The organism is Lyngbya sp. CCY1209 (genome assembly GCF_055795065.1).
The window spans coordinates 53,925-73,470 of sequence record NZ_JAYFER010000395.1 but is presented as its reverse complement, the minus strand read 5'-3'; the positions used below and the strand labels follow the sequence as shown (position 1 = coordinate 73,470).

Sequence of the window (19,546 nt, the reverse complement as noted above, 5' to 3'; positions counted from 1 at the left end):
TTCATCGAACGGGCGGGGGAGACGGGCGACGGCGAATAGCCGCCAATGCTCGGAAATCAATCGACATCAACAAACGTCGGTATCCCGACGTCGGTTTCGGGGGCGATGCCGCTCCGCTTCCCGAGGAACGGGGCGGGTGAAGATGTCCGGCGGCGTGGATGTTTCGGTCAACCGCCGCGCCCCCTGTAAAACGTTGCAGGGGATTTCGTTCTGCGGGAATCGCCGCACCGCGATCGCGTTTCACCGATCGCCGTCACCCCCTCGCCGAATCGTGAAAATTCCCCGCCACCGCAAGGTCGGGAGCTACGCCGTCCGGAGGCAGGAGGCGAGGGATGGGCGATAAGCGCGATCGCCCTTCACCTTTTGGAACATTTGTTCTGGAGGAACGGTCGAATTCCCATCGCCGCAGGGTTCAAAGCATTTCCCCCGGAACAATTCGGGCGGGTGGAGACGCCGATCGCGATCGGCAGTCGATTCAAACCGCCCTTTTTTTGACCGCACCGACGGCGACGGCGGCGCCGACGGCGAGAATGGCCGAAGCGGACAGGGGTTCGGGTACGGACGCGGGGGGAGTCTGAGGTTGGGGGTTGAAGTCTCTCACCATAAACACCCTGAATCCGCCGTAACCAAATGAGTCATCAGACCGATCGACAATCCATGTCTTCATGTAGCCGTAGTTGTTGACGCCGGAAGGCCAGATGCGAAACAAGTGCTGATTGCCGTCGATCTCATTATCGTTAAAATAGGCGGCAGAACCCGCTCCAGAATTCGGGAAGGTTGTATCGAACAGGTCAGAAAAGTGCCATGAAAAGCCTTTCCAAAAACCCGCCGACTCACTGCCGACGTTATCTGAATTCAGGCGGTAGTCGGAGCAGCCAAATGTACTTTTACCGGGAGTGCAGGCGGGAAAAATCTCCTCGATAATCGTGTTGACATCCTCGGCGTTCGCCCATCGAAAACCATACTGGCTATAGCGAGAGATGACGGTAACAGGAGGCCCGTAAGTGTGCCTCAAAGCCAGCCATTCGAGATTGTTGACATCATCGACCACGACATGGAATGTTTCACCGCCGAGTTCCGATGTCGTCCTCATTAAAGCGGCTTCGGCACTTCCGATAAAAACGGCTCCCGTCAGGACGGTTGCGACTAGGGGAATTATCGTTTTTTTAAACACAATCGCTTCCGAAATTTCTCGGGTGTTCGAGTCCCATAATAACAAACCGAATCAGCCGTGACAAGGGCAAACATCATTTATTTTTAATTTAACAATCCGGAAAAATTTGTAATAAAAAAATCCGCGACAAAGACCCTCTAAAACTCCGAGAAGAAATCGTCGATACCGTCCGCTCGGACTGCTTTTTGTTGCCTTTCCATCGTGCGTTAAAGGGGGAATCGACCGGAGTTTGAACCGCCCTCCCGACCCGGGTACCCAGAACGGAAGGCTCATTCCCCGGACTCCGCGCAGCACACCGATCGCCGTCACCCCCTCCCCATCTCCGACCCGATCCTCAATTCGCCGCAGTCCTCGGGGGCTGCTTTTTTGATGGCACATTTGTTCTAGGGGAATCGTCGAACGTCCGCCACCGCAGGGATCGAAGCGTCTCCCCTAGAACGGCATCGGGTGGGTAGGCGACGGATGCGATCGCGGCATTTCCCGCAGAACGGCATCGGGTGGGAGGCGGGGGCTACGCCGTCCGGGAAGATGGAGAGAGAGACGAGAGGAGCGAAGCCGATGACGACCCGAAGCGAGCTGATCCGCGACATCGAGGCGCAACTGAAGCGCATCCGCCGGGGCGATTCCGACCTGCCCGCGTTCGACCTGCCCGACTACCGCATCCCGCGGCCCTACCTGAAGTGGCGCCACCTCCGCGCCCTGACCGAAATCAATTTGCTCGGCCAGTTCATCCGCCAGCGGTACGACCGGCTCGAACCCCAGATGTTGCAGGCGAGCCTGTCCCTGTGGGCGCTGCAATCGGGTCCGGTCTACTGCGTGGATGCCGACCTGATCGAGGCGTTCTGCCAGACGAGCATCGCCGACAAGGGCGACCTGCTCTCGGACTTGCGGGCGCCCGTCCCCAGCCTGCTGCTGCTGTTCCCCGAGGGGTCAATCCCCACCCCCGACGGCGGCTGCGTGGATTTCGCGGCCGTCAACTTCTGGGACGCGGACCGGCCGGGGTTCTGCTCGGGGTCGAGGTGGGGCGTGTCCGCCGACTTGGACGACTGCGCGTCGATGTTCGCCAGCCACGCCGACTACCGATTGATGGTGACGTGGGCGGGGATGAACTCGAAAACCAGCGCCTTCGCCTCGTTCCGGGGCATCCGCCGGGACGGGAGCTACCGGCCGCCGGTGCAAATCGGGACGGACGCCGAGTTCACCTGGGCGATGCGGTTCCGGGAAATCGTCCTGCAATCGGTGATGGCGATCGCGTTCAAGCCCGAGCTGATATCCGAGGAACCCGCCGTTTCGACCGGCAGGGGCTTCGGCGGCGGGGGAGCGGACAAAGGCGAGGCGAAGCTGTCGCCCCGGTGGATCGGGCGCGGCTATCAGATCAAGCGGTCGGGCGACGTCCGTCCCGGCGAACGGGAGGGGGCGCGGGAGTGGCGCGTCGATTCCTTCTGGCGCAGGGGACACTGGCGGATGCAGCCGCACGGCGAGGGGCGGAAGCTGCGGAAGCCGATTTGGATCGAACCCACCCTCGTCCGCCCCGAATCCTGACGCCGATCGCGTCCGCCCGACACCTCGACCCCCCCATCCCCACCGATGCGATCGCACCCTGACATTTCCGGCATCCGCACGTCGGCGGGGATGTTTTGGACGGAAACGATAGTTCTATTTGAGGTTGCAACACTTCGTCCGGGAAGCGACGGCCGGGGGCGGCTCGGGCGGAACGGGGGCGGGGGGTCGTGTCGCGATCGCGACCGTTGACGAAAAAAACCTCCGTGGACGCACGGAAAAGGGGAAGCGGAAAAAACTCACAAATTCCGTGTAAATACGAATTACCAAACCGCGAGAAAAACGTAGGCTGGAGATAGGGTAAAACTTCTCGGATCGCCGCGAACGTCCGCAGGCGGGAGGGGTGGGAGAAAAAAACCCGACGCCACTTTACAGGGCGATTCCTTCGGGAATTGAAGCGGTGCATTCGGCCGCGTCGGCTGCAACTTTCCGGCGGTGGCGGATGTTTGGGGAGTGGAAGAGTAGACCAATTTTTTTTGAACTATCAGAGGCTTTGATTAATGGCAGTAGGCATTGAAGATTCCGGCCGTCGCTTTATCGAAACCGACCCGATCGGCAAAGCCGGAGAGCGGTGCGAACAGAAAGTTTGGGACGCTTTCAAGCAGGCATTCAGGAATCGAAACTGCATCGGATACTGGCGGTATCCCATTTTTTCCAAAACCGGCGAAACCCGCAAGGAGCCGGACGTGCTGATGGTCGATCGCGAACTGGGCATCGTCATCGCGGAAGTCAAATGTCTGACCATCGACCAAATTGTGGAAGTTAGCGGCCACCTGTGGAGTTACCGAAATTTCTATGAGGCTTCCGGCAGTCCCTACCAGCAAGCCGAAGATCAGCTCTACTCGCTGCTGGCTTACTGCGATCGCGAGTCGGAAATCCGCCGTCTGATTCGCGGTCGCGTGACGGTCGCCCTCCCGCTCGTCACCGAACAAGAATGGCAGGACAAAGGCTTCGACCGCCTGCCCAACTGTCCGCCGATCCTGTTCAAAGACCAAATGGGCGAAAAGACGCTGCTCAAAAAAATCGAGCAAACTTCCCCGGTTCAGGCCGGCAAAAACCTCGACGAGAGCCAGTGGGAACTGCTGTTGGCCGTCGTCGGCGGCACGACCGTCCTGCGGAAAGAGCAAACGCGGCCGAGCGTCACCAATAAAAAAGGAAAGACCCGCGCCGAGGTCATCAACTCCGTCCGGCAGCGGCTCTACGAATTGGACTTGCAGCAGAGCCACATCGGGTTGGAAATTCCCCCCGGGGCGCAGCGGATTCGCGGCATCGCCGGATCGGGCAAGACCGTCCTCCTGGCTCAGAAAGCCGCCAATATGCACCTGAAGCACCCCGACTGGGACATCGCCCTGGTGTTCTTCACCCGCTCCCTGTACGACCAAATCGAGGGGCTGGTCGATAAGTGGATGCGCCACTTCAGTTGCGGCGATATCGGCTACAAAAACAATCCCCACGCCAAACGCAAACTCCGCATCCTCCACGCCTGGGGCGCAAAAGACCGGCCGGGATTTTACCGGGTCATTTGCGAACATCACCACAAATCTCCTTTGAGGGTTAACGATACCGATTACAGGCAACCCAACGAAGGCTTGGCGGACATCTGCAAGCGATTGCAGGAAGACCTACAGGAAAACCGGCGGGACATCGAGCCGATGTTCGACGCGGTTCTCGTGGATGAGGGTCAGGATTTGGTGGTCGATCCCCCGGCTTTGCTGCACCAGGAACGGCAGGCGATCTACTGGCTGGCGTATCGATCGCTGCGGCCGATGGGAGAAGCGAATCCAAAAGACCCGAACCAGAAGCGGCTGATTTGGGCCTACGACGAAGCCCAGAGTTTGGACGCCAAAACGATCCCGTCCGCGCCCAACCTGTTCGGCAAGGATGCGGGCTTCGCCAGTTTCGTTCGCGGTTCGCACAAGGGCGGCATCAAAAAGTCGGAGGTGATGCACCGCTGCTACCGGACGCCCGGCCCGATCCTCGTCGCCGCCCACGCCATCGGCATGGGACTCCTGCGCCCCGGCGGGATGATCTCGGGCATCACCCGGAAAGAAGACTGGGAGGCGATCGGGTACGAAGTGGCGGGCGACTTTCGCAAAAAGGACGAAACCATCACCCTGCACCGGCCCCCCAAAAACTCGCCGAACCCGATTCCCGAACTGTGGAGCGAACCCGTGATGCAGGTGAAACTCTACAATTCCCGCCAAGAAGAACTGGCCGCACTCGCCGAGAATATCAAGTACAACCTCAAAACCGACGGACTCGAACCCAGCCGCCAAATTTTGGTCGTGGTTCTCGGGGAAAAATGGGACGCGATGGATTTGGAAACGGAAGTCGCCCAATTTTTGATGGAGCGGGACATCAAGATTTTTATCCCCAGCGGCACCCGCCTCAACCAATTGAAACCCAAATGGCCAGACAACGACCCCGATGCGTTCTGGTTCGAGGGGGGCGTGACGGTTTCCCGCATCGCCCGGGCCAAGGGCAACGAAGCGGATATGGTCTACGTCGTCGGGCTGGATAACGTCGCCAAAAAGGACGACAGCATCACCCTGCGAAATCAACTGTTCGTCGCCATGACCCGCGCTCGGGGGTGGGTGACGCTCAGTGGAACGGGCAGCTATCCGATGTACGACGAACTCATGCGGGTCAAGGAAAGTGGCTACACCTTCGAGTTCGTCAACAACCCCGATCGCAAAGCCGACCGCGACATGAGCGACGACGACCTGCTGCTGCCAGCCGGGGCCTGATTTGCGCGATCGCGCCTTTCACCTCCGACGGCGGGGGCGCGATCGCCGTGCGTTAACAAAATTTACACGACGGAGATCCAAACGATTATGTGGCCAGTAATTCTTGAATTTGTCGGAGTGTTTGCGGGTTCCGCCTACACCTTTAGCGACTCCCTCGATGCGGGGCGTTTTTGGACGGGGGTGGGAACCGGATTTTGGCTCCTTTTCATGTCTTCCCAATTGGCATCCGCACCCGTAGGAAATGTGGCGGTTTCAAATTTCGCAATTCAGGTTTTCGGGTGGGGATTTTCCGTAGAAGACGTTCATCTTTCTCTACCCTTTTTATTTTGTGGGGTCGGCATGATAGGAGCCACAATTTGGAGATCTAAGTAAACGACGGGTCAGTCCGCGCCGATGCCGCAACTGCGCGGTGGCGAATATTTTGCATTCAATCAAACGACTCTTTTGGAGCGAACCATCATGGACGAAATCATTCGGAAATTTGCGGGGGTCGGCCTTCCCGCCGTCGTCCTCCTGATCGCGATGGCGGCGACCGGCCTGACGGGGGCGGCGGCCATCACCGCGGCGCTGGCGATGCTCGGCCCGGGCGGGATGATCGGCGGCGTCGTGCTGCTGGGCATCATCGGACTCGCCTCCGACGCCCTGTCGAAGTACGGTTTGGAAGCCCTACTCGTCGGCGTTTACCAACAGCGCCTCATCGACGGCGAATCCCGCTCCGGCCTGTGCCGCGAAATCGATTCGCTCCCCATCTCCAAGGAGCTGAAACTGATTCTGAAAGATGCCGTCGGCTGCAACGGACCCCGCTTCTGACCCATCGCGTTTCCCCTAGAACAATTTTCCCCCTCCCCCCGACCATCAAACACTCGCACAACGAGAGGTAAACGACCATGACGACGACCAAACTCCCCCCGGCGCCCAGACCGTCCCGGCCCGCAGTCAAAACCCGCACGGCCTACCAATTCCTGCAAATCCGGGTGCAACTGCTCGGGCGCGGCATGACGAACGAGATCATGAACCTCTACGTCAACGGCAAGCGCATCAAACCCAAACAAATCAAGACCCTGCACGAATTCCTCAACCAACTCGGGATGCAGGGGTTCCGCATCGTCACCGCCGAGATGGAAACCGAGGGCGTCTACACCCACTTCTACACCCTCCAGCGGGAGGTGTTCACCACCGAAGCGCCCGAGACGGACATCTACGACACCCTCGATCGCACCAAGGACGGGGCGGACTTCGGCGATTCGATCCGCAACCTGCTCGAATTCAGCCTGTTCGACAACTTCTGATGCCGCGTTTCCCCCAGAACAACTTCCCCTCCACCACCCGCGAAGCGCACCTATCGATTTCGGTCCGCGTAAAACTTCCCGTCCGCGCCGATAAGTAACCATTGGGCAGCGTCAACTCATGAAACTCAAACCCATCAAACAGTCGCTCTCGAAGATGAACGCCAAACTCGTCCGGCAAATGCTGGGGCGGTTGGGCATCATCGGTGTCATCTCCTTCGGCGCGGCGACCGTCCCCAACTACGGCAACCACAAGAGCTACTGGTACGGGACGATCGCCGCCGTGCAGACGGTGGACTTCAACATCCTGTCCCACACCCTGCCGACGAAACTCTCCTACGCCCTCATCCGGGGGGAGGCGGACGAACTCCAGCGCACGGTCGATAGCAACTACGGATTGTTCGGGCTGGCGGTCACGGACTGCATGACCGCCGAGGCGGACTGCGCCGGCCAGCGGATTATCTACCGGTCCGACTCCCGCCGCAGTTGGGCGGACGGGTTGGACGCCGACGCCCTGTCGGAACACCCCTACGACGTGCTGCGCGACCCCCCGCCCCTGTTCGCGGAGCGGGCCTACGCCGGGTCTTACCAACGGGAAGCCGAACCCACCGGGCGGGTCAATGCCGGGACTGTCATCGGGCGGGTCTACTACGTCCGGGGCAAGCCGCGGCCGTTCGTCGAGAGCTACGGCAGGTGGGCGCGGGGTTTGCTGCGGTTCCGGAACCGGCCCCAGATTTTTTCCCTGACGGTCGCCGTGTTCCTCCTGGGCGGCTTCGCCAGTTGGTTGCTCGTCGAACTGGTGCTGTACCGCAAGCGGCAGCAGCGGGAGCGGTTGGTCGGGGAGGCCCAAGACATCCGCCGGGAATTGGACGAACAAATCCGACAGAATTCGGCGCTCCTCGAACGGCAGGAGCGGGCGCGGCAGGAGTTGGAGCGCCACCGAGAGGAGCAGCGCGGACGGGCGCTCGACCTCGAAGCGGCGATCGCGGACTACCAAACCCAACTGGCCGACTCCCAACGGCGGCAGGAAGAGAACTCGGAAACCCTGGAGCGGCTCCGGGACGAACTGGCCGCGGCCGACGCATCCAACGCCGAAGCCCAGGAGCAAATCGACGGGCGGGAGGCGGCGATCGCCGACTACGAAACCCGGCTGGCCGACTCCCGACGGCGGCGGGAAGAGAGCCGGGAACGCCTGCAACGGCTGCGGGACGAACTGACCCGGGCGGTCGAATCCCACACCGAAGCGCGGGAGCAAATCGAAGCGCGGGAGCGGGCGATCGCGGACTACGAAGCCCAACTCGCCGATTCCCAGCGGCAGCAGGACGAGGGCTCGGAACGGCTGCGGCAACTGCGGGACGAACTGTCCCGGGCCGAGGCATCCCGGGCCGCAGCGTGGGAGCAAATCGACGAACGGGAGGCGGCGATCGCGGACTTGCAGCAGTCCTCCGACGGCCGGGAGCGGCAACTGCGGGAGACGGCCCGCACCCTGGAACGGCTTCGGCGGGAGCTGACGGCGACCCGGGAGCGGGAAGCCGACGCCCGGACGCAGATCGAAACGCGGGAGCGGGCGATCGCCCAACTGCGACACGACCTGGAAGCGGCGCGGCGGCACTCCGAAGACCTGGAAGAGCAACTGACGGCGAAGCCCGACGTCGGAGAGTTGGAAGCGGCCCGGAAAGAGGCGGAATACATCAAAGAGCAGTCCCGCGACTTTGAAATCTATACCCTCGAAGAAAACGGGAAGCTGGAAGCGGACAAGCAGCGGCTGAACGGCGAACTCGGGGAGGCGATCGCCAAAATTTCATACCTGGAAAGCCGCATCGCGGATTACGAAAAAGAGGATGCCGACGGCGACCGTCCGATCCGCCCCGGGGATTTGTTCGTCCCCGCCCCCCTGTCCAAAGGGAAGATGCCGAAGCTGTCTGCCGACGAAGCGATCGCGGGCTTGAAGCGGCTGCAATTTTCCGTGGACCGGCAGAAGGGGAGCCACGTCATTCTGGAAAAAACCCTGTCGTGCAACGTCCCCCGCCATGCGGGAGATGTGCCCTACGGGACGCTCAAAAAGATTCTGAAAAATGCCCGAGTTACGGAGGATGAATTGAGAAATAACTTCTAGTTTAAATTCGACCCACCCTTTCCCCCAAAACGAACCGTGAAACGACTCCTCGCCCTGCTGTTCCTGCTCATTCCTTCACCCGCCCGCGCCGCGCCGGTGGAAGCGACGGTGACATCCATCGAAGACGGCGACACCCTCACCGTCAGCGCCCGGGGGTACGACGCCACCATCCGGCTGGCCTGCATCGACGCGCCGGAGTCCGGGCAGGGCGGCGGGGCGGAGGCGACCCGCAGGCTGCAACAACTGACCCCGGCGGGTTCGTCCGTCACTATCGTCCCCGTGGCAAAGGACCGGTACGGCCGGGTGGTGGGCGTCATCTTCAACGGCGACGGCAACGTGAACGTGCGGTTGGTCGGGGAGGGACACGCGATCGTCTACCGCCGCTACCTGGACAACTGCCCCGGCAGTCAACAAGATTTGCTGAGGGCCGAGGCGCTGGCAAAACGCATGGCGATCGGCTTCTGGGGTGCGGCGAACTGCCCCCCCGAGGCGTTCCGGCACGGCAACTGCGACGCCCAAACCCAGCCGGCCCGCAGCCAATGCGACCCGTCCTACCCCACCATTTGCATCCCCCCCTACTCCCCCGATTTGAACTGCCCCGACGTTCCCCACCGCAACTTCCCGGTTCGGGGGCGCGACCCCCACGGCTTCGACGGCGACGGCGACGGGTACGGCTGCGAGGGGTGAGGCTGTCAATCCGACCGGGGGCGATCGCGGCTCGAAGTGCGATCGCGCCATTCAACGCTCCGACGACCCTATCGACAGGACAGAAATCATGGCAACTCAGACTATCGAGTTAAAGAAACAAGTTCGCGAATACATGGAAGCGCCCGAACGAAAGGGCAAAAAGTTTCTGATTGTCTGGACGAAGGCGCGGGAAGGAAAAATTGTTGACGAGTTGGCAAGGGAGTATGATTGCAATACGGGTCAAAATGACGGCTTAAACCCGTTCAGGACGAAAGAAATAATAGCCGAACTAAAAGGATTAAACAGGCGGATAAAAAGCGACATTTCAAATGGAGACGACAATAAAGAAATCGAAAATCTGAAGCGCAACTTGAAAGAAAAACTAACCAATAAGTTTCAGTATGAAGTCGAAACCATATTGCTGCTCAACAACTTGGAACTTAATATCATCGAGTTAAAAAATCAGCAGACAAATGCTTCAAATAAAAACGCTACAGAGACAACTATCCCACCGAAACAAGAGCCGCCAAATTCACCCCCAATAAAAATTGAAGAAAAAATCGATAAAATCAACGGTAAAATCGAGAATAATCCCGAACTCAGTCAGCTCAAAAAAATAAAATATGAAGCCGATACGGAGGACTGGGATAGACTAATAAAATGGCTGATCAAACAAGCCAAAAAATCGGTCAGTCGCGCATTCGATCCGCTGGCAGATCTTTGGTTTGATGTTAATTTTGAACGGGCGAGAAACGACGTAAAAAAACTCAAGAAAAAATATCTCGATCGCACAAATGACGAGATTGCAGAAATCCTGATCCGAGAAACGGCTTGGAAAGCGACTACAAGCAGTTATACGGGTGACTTTATCAATAATCTAACTTCCGATCAGCAAATTCGAGATATACTCGAAGATGCCAGTTCTAAGTGTGGCTTAAAAACGGTCACGCAGGAATGCGCCGAAATGGTTTACAAGATTGCGGGGATCTACGATTTCGAGTTGGAGCATCCGATGCGACAATTTGAATCCCTGGCGGCATTCGGTACGGCTTGGCTCGGAAAGCGGGCGAGCGATATGTTCATCAAATCACTGGGACTCAACCTTTTCAATGCAATGAATGTCAACGCATTGTCTCACGCTTCATTGATTGTGATGGTGGGAAATTGTGCCCAGTTAATTTACAGAGAGCAATCGAGCAATAAAACCAATATACTGAGCGACGAAGAGGCGTTTTATCAAGTCAAAGAAGAAGTCGAATGTAGCGTTTTTTATAAAAAAGCAAATCGGGAAGATTGGATTCAATTGATTGTTGAAGAGATCGCTTCTAAGCCACCCGCAACCCCTCCGACTCCTCCGACTCCAAAACCGACTCCTCCGACTCCAAAACCGACTCCTCCGACTCCAAAACCAACTCCTCCGACTCCAAAACCGACTCCTCCGACTCCAAAACCGACTCCTCCGGAAAAGATTACCTTGCAATACAAGCTCACGCGGGAAGATTTGATAAAGGCATATAACTTTGAAAAATCGCCCGGACTAATCTGCTGGAAAATTTACAACAATGTTCGCTGCTTGCTGCTTTTTTTGTCCGTATATTTCCTGTTCTTTGGAGGAATCGAAAACGAAATTTTCAAATATTCGCCACTGATTTTATTGGCGACGCTTTGTTTTTTATTTCCAAAATTATATTGGCATTTATTTGTATCCAAAAAAAACTCGCAACTTTACGACCGTAACAAACCATACATGACTGCTAAATCCCAAACTTTCATATTCCCAGATAGAATCAAAATAACAGGTTCTGAACTTGAAACGTTTGAAAGGAAGCTGACAGATTTTCACAAATACAAATGTTGTGACGACTTCATCCTTTTATATCTGTCCGAGACAGAACCGCTGCTATTTCCCCACCAATGCTTTACATCAAAGGAAGATTATGAAACGTTTATCTCTTACCTAAAAAAACACTTGGGCGACCCCTGTTGAACGTCGCCCCCGGTGCTCGGTTTTGCCCGATCGCGCAGCGCACCACCTCCGCCACTTTCCGGACGGCATTCGCTTACGCGGTGCGGAAGAAGGAGAATTGCTTTGGGAAAAGGTAGCTGAAGCGGTGGAGGCAGTCGAGGTGCGATCGAGAAGGCAAGTCAAAGTGGGCGATCGCGCACTCGTGCCGGATTGCTCGTATCAAATGCCGCGATCGCCCCGCGAAACCGACCGCCAAGCCAGCGGGTGCGGGAAGGACGGGGCGCGATGCCGAAAACATCCGAGGAGATACCCGCCCCCGAGCGAACCCCACGGCGAAACCCGATGCGTCCCGCCGCCCACCGGAGTCTGCGGGCAATTGCCGACCCAACTGCAACGACGAATCCGCGCTCGACTGTCATTTATTAAAGGCTGCGAAATGAGTTTTGCGAGGGTCAACCGAAAAAGCCTCAAATGCCCATTCTTTCGTCGGGAGCCTCGACATCCCTCCCCGTGGGCGTTTCGAGGCGCGATCGGGATGAGGCATCAGTACGATGTACTGCAAAATTGGGTGAGGCTCGCAAACGGCGTCTGGACTTCCCTTCCCATCGGGGTTACAATGGGGGTCCCTCCCCACTCGCTGGGGAAATTAGTTGATTGGAAACTGCGAAAGCTCTAGAACCGCGCCACATCTCGTCCAAGACTCCTCACTCGTTGAGGAAATTAGTTGATTGGAAACAAAGAGTGTTCGAGGCGACGGGCGATGAGGGCGATCGCTTTCCGACTCACTCGTTCAGGCAATCCGATATGGGTGGAGAAATTCGCTGAAGCGCTGCGCGATCGCACCCGAGGAGAGGAACCCGTGCGAATGTGTGGACAAAAAAAATGCCCCCGAACGAGAGGGCATAGGTGAGAATTAACTTGGGTTCTTTTTCCATCCGTTAGACTTGCTCAGAAGCCGAAGCGCCGCCCTTGTCAGGCGGGTCGTAAACCACCCGATACCGAACGCCGGGGATGAGCCGACGCAGGACGCGCCCATGCTCGATCGCGTCGTTGCACGACCGGAAGCGGGCGACGACCGGAGCCGGAGATGGGGAGGCGGACTCCCCCTCCAAGCGGTCGGGCGATCGCACCAGACACCAGGGATGCAGCCTGTTGAAAGTGGTCATGGCACACGATGTAAAGCGCTCCGAATTCACGGTAGGCGGAATCCTTCCGAGAAAACAGGGCGTGCGTCCCTTGACATAATCAACCATCCGTGCGGTGAAACCGCCGCTTCAGGTCGTCGGGCAGGTCGTCCCACCGCTCCCAGAGCAGGTCTACCAGGGCGAGGTGCCGCAGGTCATTCGGAGTCGGGCGGCGGTAGCGGTCGCCCCTTGCGAACCAACGGCGGACGGTGGAGGGGGAGCGATCGCAGATGTCGGCGATTTGTTCGTAAGTGACATTCCACTTGGCGTAGAAAGCGCGGGGGGACAGGCCCAGCTTGCAGTCGCGGTAGCCCGAGAGTAGGGCCAACTGCCGCGCCGTCAGGGGTCTGGGTCGGTCGGAATGGTCGTTGTCCATCAATGCACCAGTGTCTCGGCGGTGAAATCGGAGCCGGTGTGGAAAAGCCGCGCCGACCGCCGACTTCCGAACCCGGACGCCGTAGGCACCCGACCGCGCCGCAGTTATTTTCGAGACGGCATTCGCCGACGCGGTGGCAGAGGTGCGATAAGTGCGCGATGGGGAATGGTTTTGCGAGATACACTCATGTAGGCGATCGCACGGACCCAGGCGAAGGCTGAAACTTCCATGTCCCGAACCGAGGCAAACAGATGATTGAAACCGTAACAATTGACGGCCGAGAACTGAAGCTGGGGAGCGTCACCCTGATTGTGGGACTCCCCGGCACCCGAAAGACGACGCTGCTGGAGGCGATCGCCTCTCAATGCCAAACCCGGGCGCTGCATCTAAACCGAACTCCCCTGACGTTCGATCCGGACCGACCGATTATCGAGTCGCTGGTTCACCCGGACACGGGCGCGGCGCGGTTGGGAGAGAACCTGGCGCTGTACGCGGACGACCTGTTCCCCCACTGCCACCCCCATCCCCCATCGAGTTCCGCCGTCCAGCCGATCCTGGTCAAATTGCTGTCAGCCCAGCCCGGAGAGCTGGTGGCAATCGAGAAGCCGGAATTGATGCAACACCCCCGCACCGTGGCGACACTGACCCGGGTGATGGTCCGAGCGGCTGTCGCGGGCATCCAAATTGTCATTGAAACCGACAGCGACGTCATCCTGGACGGCTTCCGTATCGCGGTCAAAGCCCAGGAGATTCCCGCAGCGTTATTCAAAATCTACAACCTGAGCCACGGGGGCGATCGCACGGAAATTCGGTGTGACGAAAGGGGCGCGATCGAGGACTGGCCCGACGGGTTCTTCGACCAGAAGGATGCCGACTGGGGAAAACTGTTTGAAATCTGAGGTGTCGCGCTCCCCATCGTCGCTTCCTGGCATTCGAGAAGGCGAGTCAAAGCGGGCGATCGCGGATCGGATCTGCGGAGATCGCACCCCCGAACTCACTCAAACCGTCGCCACCGCCCAGTACCGGGGCATTCCCCACGCGATCGACAGCGCCCCCGCAGCGCCGACATCCTCAAACATCGGGGAGGCCGGCACCGATCGCCCTTTCACTCCCCAGCGACGGCCCGCATTAATTGCCAATCGCCCGCCATCCCTTTCCCCTAGAACCACTCGGCGGGGGACGATCCGCGATCGCATCCCTCCCCCCGAACGGCGTCAGCTTTCCCGCAGTATCCGTTCCTCCACCTCGGACAGCACCTTCGGCCCCATGCCGTGCAGGTCGTTGAGTACGGCTTTCACGTCGGGGAACCGGAAATACTCCGTCAGCCCGCCGATGCGGTGGTTGAACTCGGAGTAGCGGTGCTTGAAGTACAGCTCCACGTTGCCCCGGTGCCGCCACAGTCCCAGCAGGTTCACCTCGACGGTGGCGTACTGTCGCTTCAGGTCTTGGCGAATCTCGGGGATGCGATCGCCGATCTCCCGCCGGGTGATGCCGATCTTGTGGAACAGGTGGCCGTCCGCCCTCACCTCCAGGAAGTAGAGCTGATTCAGCCAAATCCGCCGCAACTGCGCCTCGTAGATTCTCAGGTCAGCCCGATACTCCCCGGCGGCGGACAGGTTTGCCGTGTCCGCCCGTTCCGCCCTGCCCCGGTACGCCTGCCACTCGGACAGCAGCAGCGGTTCCTGGACGGCGTTGAATTTTCCCAGGGATAGCGCCCCCACCGGGATTTTTCCCAGGTCGGACAGTTCGCAGCGATCGCCGTCGCACTCGATTAACCCCCGCAATCGCCACCGCAGGTCAATCAGGTCGCGGGGAATCGCCGCACCCCGGACGCCGTAGGTTCGCCACAGCACCTTCAGTTGTTCCACCTCCCGCCCCGGCAGTTGGATGTTGAAGCGATCGTACAGGGGCAGTCCCGGCCAGCGCTTCGTCTTGTGCCTCTCGGATACGGGCTTGCAGGTTTCCCCGGCGTGGGCGAAGTGGTGGGACTTGACCCGGCCCTTCTTCGCGGTCAGTCGCCCCCCGCAGTAGGGGCAGGCGAGATTGGTTTTTCCGCCGGGGACGTTCCCGACTTCCTTCAAATGTCCGTGGGGGTCGGCGCCGTACTTCAGCCACATGGTTTGAATCCTCAATTGTTGCCGATGCACCCGCCACCGTGCATTGTAGCGATTCGAGAGGGGGACGTGGAATTAAACGTCAACGGTCGGGGGCCGGCGCGGTGCGGGATGAGGACAGTTGTTCTAGGGGAAAGATAAACTGAAGCAGTGGAGGCAATCGGGGGGCGATGGCATGGCGACGGAAGCGGAAGCGCACTGGTTTCGAGAGCGGCTGCTGGCGTGGGGCGAGGAGAACCGGCGGGACTTTCCCTGGCGGCGGACGGCAAACCCCTACCGCCTGTTGGTGGCCGAATGCCTGCTGCAAAAGACGACGGCCTCCCAGGTGGCACCCGTGTACGAGGAACTGCTGGAGCGATACCCGACCGTGGAAGATTTGGCGATCGCCGACCCGGACGACCTGCTGGAACTGCTGCGGCCGCTGGGACTGCTGAAGCGGGCGGCATCCCTGCGATCGGCGGCGCGGACGGTGGTGGAGAAATACGGCGGCGAAGTACCCGACTCGGAAGCGGAACTGCTGAACCTGCCGGGGGTGGGATTGTACGCCGCGCGATCGGTCTTGGCCCACGCCTTCGGGAAACCCGTCGCCGTCCTGGACGCAAACGTGGCGAGAATCCTGGGGCGGTTCTTCGGACTGGAGGGGGGGCGGATCAAATCCAGGGAAAAAGCGCTGTGGCAACTGGCGGACGACATCGCGCCGGAAACGAACGCCGGACGGTGGAACCTGACATTGCTCGACTTCGGCGCCCTGACCTGCACCGCACGGAAGCCGAAGTGTCCGGACTGCCCCCTGCGGGAGCGGTGCCGCTACGCAAACGAAGAACCGCCGTCCTGACGGGGCGCGTTCAACCGCGATCGCGCTTCAGCCGGGAAACGCCCAACGCGCCCAGCGCCAACAGCCCCAGCGCGGATGCGGGTTCGGGTACGGACTCCGGCTCGTAAATTCCCGTCGTGGCGAAAGCTAAAGTTTGACCTCCACCAGGGTTTTCGCCCTCCGAAATGACCGACAACTCGGAAATTGGCCCGGAAAACTTGAGAATACCCGCCGCCAAAAATCCGGTATCGGGTACGGTCAGACTGTTACCGCTGACGGTAGAGCCGTCGAAACCCGACAAGATCGAGAATGGCGAACTGAAGGTGTAAGTCGTGGGAGGATCGACATTAAAAACGGTGGTTGTTCCCCGCCACGACCACCCGTAAAGGAATAAATCCGACAGCGGGGCATCGAAGGTGACGCTCCAATTGTCCGTCGAAATGTAGTTATAAATCGTCTCGGCATTGGAGAGGGGAGCCGCGGCAAAAGACGAGCCGGTAAATGCTCTTTCCCCGATTGACGGAGAATCTTCGGACGGAAAGGTGAAGCCCGTCGCCGTGACATCCACGCCAAAAACTTCGCCCTCCGTAATGTCGTTCCAATCTACGGGAGTGGGCATCAGGGCATTCGCAACACCCGGCATCAAAACGCTGCCGACTATCAGACTCGACAGACAAATTGCTCGATTCATTTTAAAAGTTGTAAATCCAATGGAATTTGGTTCAATACTATTCCAAACTTTCTCCCGAAAGACAAGGTGGCTCTGTAAAAATACGGCGGTATTTGATAAAGCTTTTGTAAAATTGATTCGCCCGCCCGCCTCCGTTTCCCCCGAGGTGCGGACGGAGTTATCCCGACGGGATGCGGACGGAAGGGCGAGTTACCCAAAACGTTTTGGGTAATGGGGAAGCGATAGGTGCGCTACGCGGATTGAAAAATCGGATCGCCAAACGGACGCCCGTCTGCGAGAATGGACGAAAGCGCTACAGTGGAAAGAGACAGGAGAGAGACAATCGTGAGCCGAATTATCGCCACGTTCAACCAATGCGGGGGGGTGGGCAAGACCAGCCTGACGATGAACCTGGGTTACGCCCTCGCCAAACGCAAGCGGCGGGTGTTGCTGGTAGACCTCGACCCCCAGGCATCGCTGACCACATTCTGCGGCATCGACCCGACCGAATTGGACGCGACCCTGTACGAGGCGTTGTTCGACAAGGGGGAACTGCCGATCCAAAAAACCGAAAACCTGACCGATATCGTCCCGACCAACATCACCCTCAGCGTCGCCGAAATGGAATTGGTGGGGGCGATGAACCGGGAACGGCGGCTGAAATTGGCGCTGGAGCCGGTGGCGGACCGATACGACTACATCCTCATCGACTGCCCACCCAGCCTGGGACTCCTCGCCATCCTGGGGCTGGCGGCATCGACGCACCTGCTCGTCCCCATCGAAACCGAATTCAAGAGCTACTTCGGGACGGGGCTGCTGCTGGAAACCGTCGCCCGGGTGCGGAAACACCTGAACCCGACGTTGGAATTTGCGGGATTCGTGCCGATGAAATATGACAGACGGCGATCGCAGCACGGCCGCACCTACGACCAGATGCGGAAGGAACTGACGGCGCTGGCGCCCGTATTCGAGCCCGTGCCGGACAGCACCGCCTTCCCCGACGCCGCCGAGGAGCGCAAGCCCCTGGCGCTGTACAAACCGAAGCACCCAGCCGTAAAGGTACTCAAACGGATCGCGGAGGAAATCGACACCGACTCATGACTAGAAAGCGAGACAAACCCTACAACGGCAGCCTGGGCGACAAGATCGACCTGCTGTTCGGCGCACCCGCAGCCGAATCCGAATCCGAACGCACCGCCACCACCCTGCCGATCGCGAAACTGAAGCCGCCGGATTACCAACCAAGGCAGCACTTCGACCCGGACAAACTGGAGGAACTGGCCGAGACAATCCGGAAACACGGCATCCTCGAACCGCTGCTGGTGCGCCCCGTCGGGGACCGATACGAAATCATCGCCGGGGGGAGGCGATACCGAGCCGCAAAGCTGGCGGGGCTGACGGACGTTCCCGTGGTGGTGCGGGAACTCGATAACAAACAAGCGCTGGAACTGGCCCTACTGGAGAACGTGCAGCGAGAAGACCTGAACCCGGTCGAGGAAGCCGAGGGGATGCTGAAGCTGCTGGAAGTGCGGCTGGACAAAAGCCGCGGCGAGGTGGTGTCCCTCCTTCACCGGATGCGGAACGAGGGGAAAGGAAAAGTTACCCAAAACGTTTTGGGTAGCGACGAGGCGCGGGCGGTGGAGGACGGTTTCGCGGCGGCGGGGCTGGCGTGGCAATCCTTCGTGGAAACCAAACTGGCCCTGCTCAACAAACCCGAAGACGTACTCGACGCGGTGCGGTCGGGGCAACTGGCCTACACCAAAGCGATGGCGATCGCCCAGGTGAAGGACGAGTCAAAGCGGCGGGAACTGTTGGAGGAGGCGATCGCGCAGAAGTTATCCCTGAGTCAAATCCGGGGGCGCATCACCGAACTGCGGGGGACAACGGAGGCGACGGAGGGGGAGACGAACGAGACGCCCGAGAAGCGGATGGCGAAGTTGGCGAAGCGGGCGAAGGTGGCGAAGTGGGACGACCCGAAGAAGCGGCGGAAGTTGGAGAAGCTGCTGGGGCAGTTGGAGGAATTGTTCGGAGGGGAATGAACGGCCGTCAGTCGCCCACGATGACCAACCCGGCAAAGGATTCGAGCTCGAACAGTTCGGTCCGTCCCAGGCGGAAGTCCGTATCGGGGGGAGTCTCCTGTTCGTAGACGTAGGCTTGGCGGCTCCCATCGGGCAGGGTGAGGAGAATCCAATAGCCAGCGGGGAGTCGGTGGGATTTATCGGTGGAGGGCAAGCGGCGGGTATCGCCGTCGAAGAAAAATGGGCCGGTGATGGCACAGAGGGAACCGTGCCGATTGAGGAGTTCGAGTTGGTGGGCTTCCAGGTCGCGCCACACCGCTTCGAGGTCGGCAGAACGGGGGGCGAGGTTGACGGCGTAGGCGGGGGAATCCGGGTCGGTGTGGGGGAGCGACGGCGGGAAGTGACGGCCCAGTTCGTAGCCGATCGCATCGACGTTCTCGTAGTCGTCGGGCTGGAGGAGGTCGTCCGGGGGAACGTCCGGGTCGGGCAGGGGAGGCGGGGGAGGCGGCGGGGGTGAAGGAGGAGCGTCGGTGTCATCCGCCCCGGCGACGCAGTAGGCGACAAAATCGGGCTGCTGGGTTTGGGAATCCACGGCGATGGCGAAGGCGTAATCGTCCCGGCAGGTGAATTGGGTGGAAGCGTCGAGTCCGACCGGAAGTCCGTCGGGCAGGTGAGGGCAGTCGGAGGGGAGGGGCTGCACGTCGATGTCCGGGCGCGTCCGGAGGAAGTCGCCCACGGTGCGGGATTCGCAGGCGGACAGCAGCGCGATCGCGGCGACGGCGACAGACAAACGCACCCGTGAATTCATGCGGCAGACCCTCCGAACCCTCAATG

General features: G+C 59.6%; 21 protein-coding genes. 13 read left to right on the top strand and 8 right to left on the bottom strand.

Going from position 1 to position 19,546, the window contains the following annotated elements:
* Positions 1 to 343 (top strand): hypothetical protein (locus AC0QHF_RS11870; RefSeq protein WP_324704425.1); only part of this gene is annotated, 343 nt, incomplete at its 5' end.
* Positions 344 to 475: 132 nt separating this feature from the next.
* Here AC0QHF_RS11870 and AC0QHF_RS11865 read toward each other — a convergent pair.
* Complete coding sequence (locus AC0QHF_RS11865; protein ID WP_324704424.1) at positions 476 to 1,174, bottom strand: hypothetical protein; 699 nt, start codon at positions 1,172 to 1,174, stop codon at positions 476 to 478.
* A 558-nt stretch (positions 1,175 to 1,732) separates the two neighbouring features.
* Between AC0QHF_RS11865 and AC0QHF_RS11860 the strand changes: the two genes are divergently transcribed.
* The 8 genes from AC0QHF_RS11860 (at position 1,733) to AC0QHF_RS11825 (ending at position 11,557) form a co-directional block, all read left to right on the top strand.
* On the top strand, positions 1,733 to 2,716 hold the full coding sequence (locus AC0QHF_RS11860; protein ID WP_324704423.1) for an AcrVA2 family anti-CRISPR protein: 984 nt from the start codon (positions 1,733 to 1,735) through the stop codon (positions 2,714 to 2,716).
* Positions 2,717 to 2,761: 45 nt separating this feature from the next.
* Positions 2,762 to 2,926, top strand: a complete 165-nt coding sequence (locus AC0QHF_RS11855; protein WP_324704422.1) for a hypothetical protein — start codon at positions 2,762 to 2,764, stop codon at positions 2,924 to 2,926.
* Between the two features lie 308 nt (positions 2,927 to 3,234).
* Positions 3,235 to 5,481, top strand: coding sequence for a DEAD/DEAH box helicase (locus AC0QHF_RS11850; RefSeq protein WP_324704421.1), 2,247 nt, complete (start codon positions 3,235 to 3,237; stop codon positions 5,479 to 5,481).
* 459 nt (positions 5,482 to 5,940) lie between these two features.
* Positions 5,941 to 6,291, top strand: a complete 351-nt coding sequence (locus tag AC0QHF_RS11845) for a hypothetical protein (protein ID WP_324704420.1) — start codon at positions 5,941 to 5,943, stop codon at positions 6,289 to 6,291.
* 77 nt (positions 6,292 to 6,368) lie between these two features.
* Positions 6,369 to 6,770, top strand: a complete 402-nt coding sequence (locus AC0QHF_RS11840) for a hypothetical protein (RefSeq protein ID WP_324704419.1) — start codon at positions 6,369 to 6,371, stop codon at positions 6,768 to 6,770.
* Between the two features lie 118 nt (positions 6,771 to 6,888).
* The gene (locus tag AC0QHF_RS11835) at positions 6,889 to 8,883 is read left to right on the top strand and encodes a type II toxin-antitoxin system HicA family toxin (RefSeq protein WP_324704418.1); all 1,995 of its coding nucleotides are present in this window, start codon (positions 6,889 to 6,891) and stop codon (positions 8,881 to 8,883) included.
* 36 nt (positions 8,884 to 8,919) lie between these two features.
* Entirely contained in the window at positions 8,920 to 9,570 is a 651-nt protein-coding gene (locus AC0QHF_RS11830) for a thermonuclease family protein (RefSeq protein ID WP_324704417.1), read from the top strand.
* 88 nt (positions 9,571 to 9,658) lie between these two features.
* Entirely contained in the window at positions 9,659 to 11,557 is a 1,899-nt protein-coding gene (locus AC0QHF_RS11825; RefSeq protein WP_324704416.1) for a hypothetical protein, read from the top strand.
* A 73-nt stretch (positions 11,558 to 11,630) separates the two neighbouring features.
* Here AC0QHF_RS11825 and AC0QHF_RS11820 read toward each other — a convergent pair whose 3' ends face one another.
* The 3 genes from AC0QHF_RS11820 to AC0QHF_RS11810 all read right to left on the bottom strand — a co-directional run bounded on the left by AC0QHF_RS11820 (position 11,631) and on the right by AC0QHF_RS11810 (position 13,366).
* Entirely contained in the window at positions 11,631 to 11,834 is a 204-nt protein-coding gene (locus tag AC0QHF_RS11820; protein ID WP_324704415.1) for a hypothetical protein, read from the bottom strand.
* 640 nt (positions 11,835 to 12,474) lie between these two features.
* The gene (locus tag AC0QHF_RS11815) at positions 12,475 to 12,702 is read right to left on the bottom strand and encodes a hypothetical protein (protein ID WP_324704414.1); all 228 of its coding nucleotides are present in this window, start codon (positions 12,700 to 12,702) and stop codon (positions 12,475 to 12,477) included.
* A 79-nt stretch (positions 12,703 to 12,781) separates the two neighbouring features.
* Complete coding sequence (locus AC0QHF_RS11810) at positions 12,782 to 13,366, bottom strand: helix-turn-helix domain-containing protein (RefSeq protein WP_324704413.1); 585 nt, start codon at positions 13,364 to 13,366, stop codon at positions 12,782 to 12,784.
* Here AC0QHF_RS11810 and AC0QHF_RS11805 point away from each other — a divergent pair.
* A complete protein-coding gene (locus AC0QHF_RS11805) occupies positions 13,348 to 13,995 on the top strand; it encodes an AAA family ATPase (RefSeq protein ID WP_324704412.1) in 648 nt (215 codons plus the stop codon). The genes AC0QHF_RS11810 and AC0QHF_RS11805 overlap by 19 nt on opposite strands.
* Positions 13,996 to 14,094: 99 nt before the next feature.
* Here AC0QHF_RS11805 and AC0QHF_RS11800 read toward each other — a convergent pair whose 3' ends face one another.
* Both AC0QHF_RS11800 and AC0QHF_RS11795 read right to left on the bottom strand, forming a co-directional pair.
* Entirely contained in the window at positions 14,095 to 14,235 is a 141-nt protein-coding gene (locus tag AC0QHF_RS11800) for a hypothetical protein (protein ID WP_324704411.1), read from the bottom strand.
* A gap of 75 nt (positions 14,236 to 14,310) precedes the next feature.
* Entirely contained in the window at positions 14,311 to 15,213 is a 903-nt protein-coding gene (locus tag AC0QHF_RS11795; protein WP_324704410.1) for a competence protein CoiA family protein, read from the bottom strand.
* Between the two features lie 172 nt (positions 15,214 to 15,385).
* Here AC0QHF_RS11795 and AC0QHF_RS11790 point away from each other — a divergent pair, with 172 nt between their 5' ends.
* On the top strand, positions 15,386 to 16,045 hold the full coding sequence (locus AC0QHF_RS11790; RefSeq protein ID WP_324704409.1) for an HhH-GPD family protein: 660 nt from the start codon (positions 15,386 to 15,388) through the stop codon (positions 16,043 to 16,045).
* A gap of 10 nt (positions 16,046 to 16,055) precedes the next feature.
* On the opposite strand, the gene AC0QHF_RS11785 is transcribed toward AC0QHF_RS11790, so the two are convergent.
* On the bottom strand, positions 16,056 to 16,715 hold the full coding sequence (locus AC0QHF_RS11785) for a PEP-CTERM sorting domain-containing protein (RefSeq protein WP_324704408.1): 660 nt from the start codon (positions 16,713 to 16,715) through the stop codon (positions 16,056 to 16,058).
* A 324-nt stretch (positions 16,716 to 17,039) separates the two neighbouring features.
* On the opposite strand from AC0QHF_RS11785, the gene AC0QHF_RS11780 reads away from it, so the two are divergent.
* On the top strand, positions 17,040 to 17,795 hold the full coding sequence (locus AC0QHF_RS11780; protein ID WP_324704407.1) for a ParA family protein: 756 nt from the start codon (positions 17,040 to 17,042) through the stop codon (positions 17,793 to 17,795).
* The gene (locus AC0QHF_RS11775) at positions 17,792 to 18,733 is read left to right on the top strand and encodes a ParB/RepB/Spo0J family partition protein (protein WP_324704406.1); all 942 of its coding nucleotides are present in this window, start codon (positions 17,792 to 17,794) and stop codon (positions 18,731 to 18,733) included. Before AC0QHF_RS11780 ends, AC0QHF_RS11775 begins: the two co-directional genes overlap by 4 nt.
* 7 nt (positions 18,734 to 18,740) lie before the next feature.
* Here the strand turns inward: AC0QHF_RS11775 and AC0QHF_RS11770 are convergent, their stop codons facing one another.
* Positions 18,741 to 19,508, bottom strand: coding sequence for a hypothetical protein (locus AC0QHF_RS11770; RefSeq protein WP_324704405.1), 768 nt, complete (start codon positions 19,506 to 19,508; stop codon positions 18,741 to 18,743).
* Positions 19,509 to 19,546 lie beyond the last annotated feature (38 nt).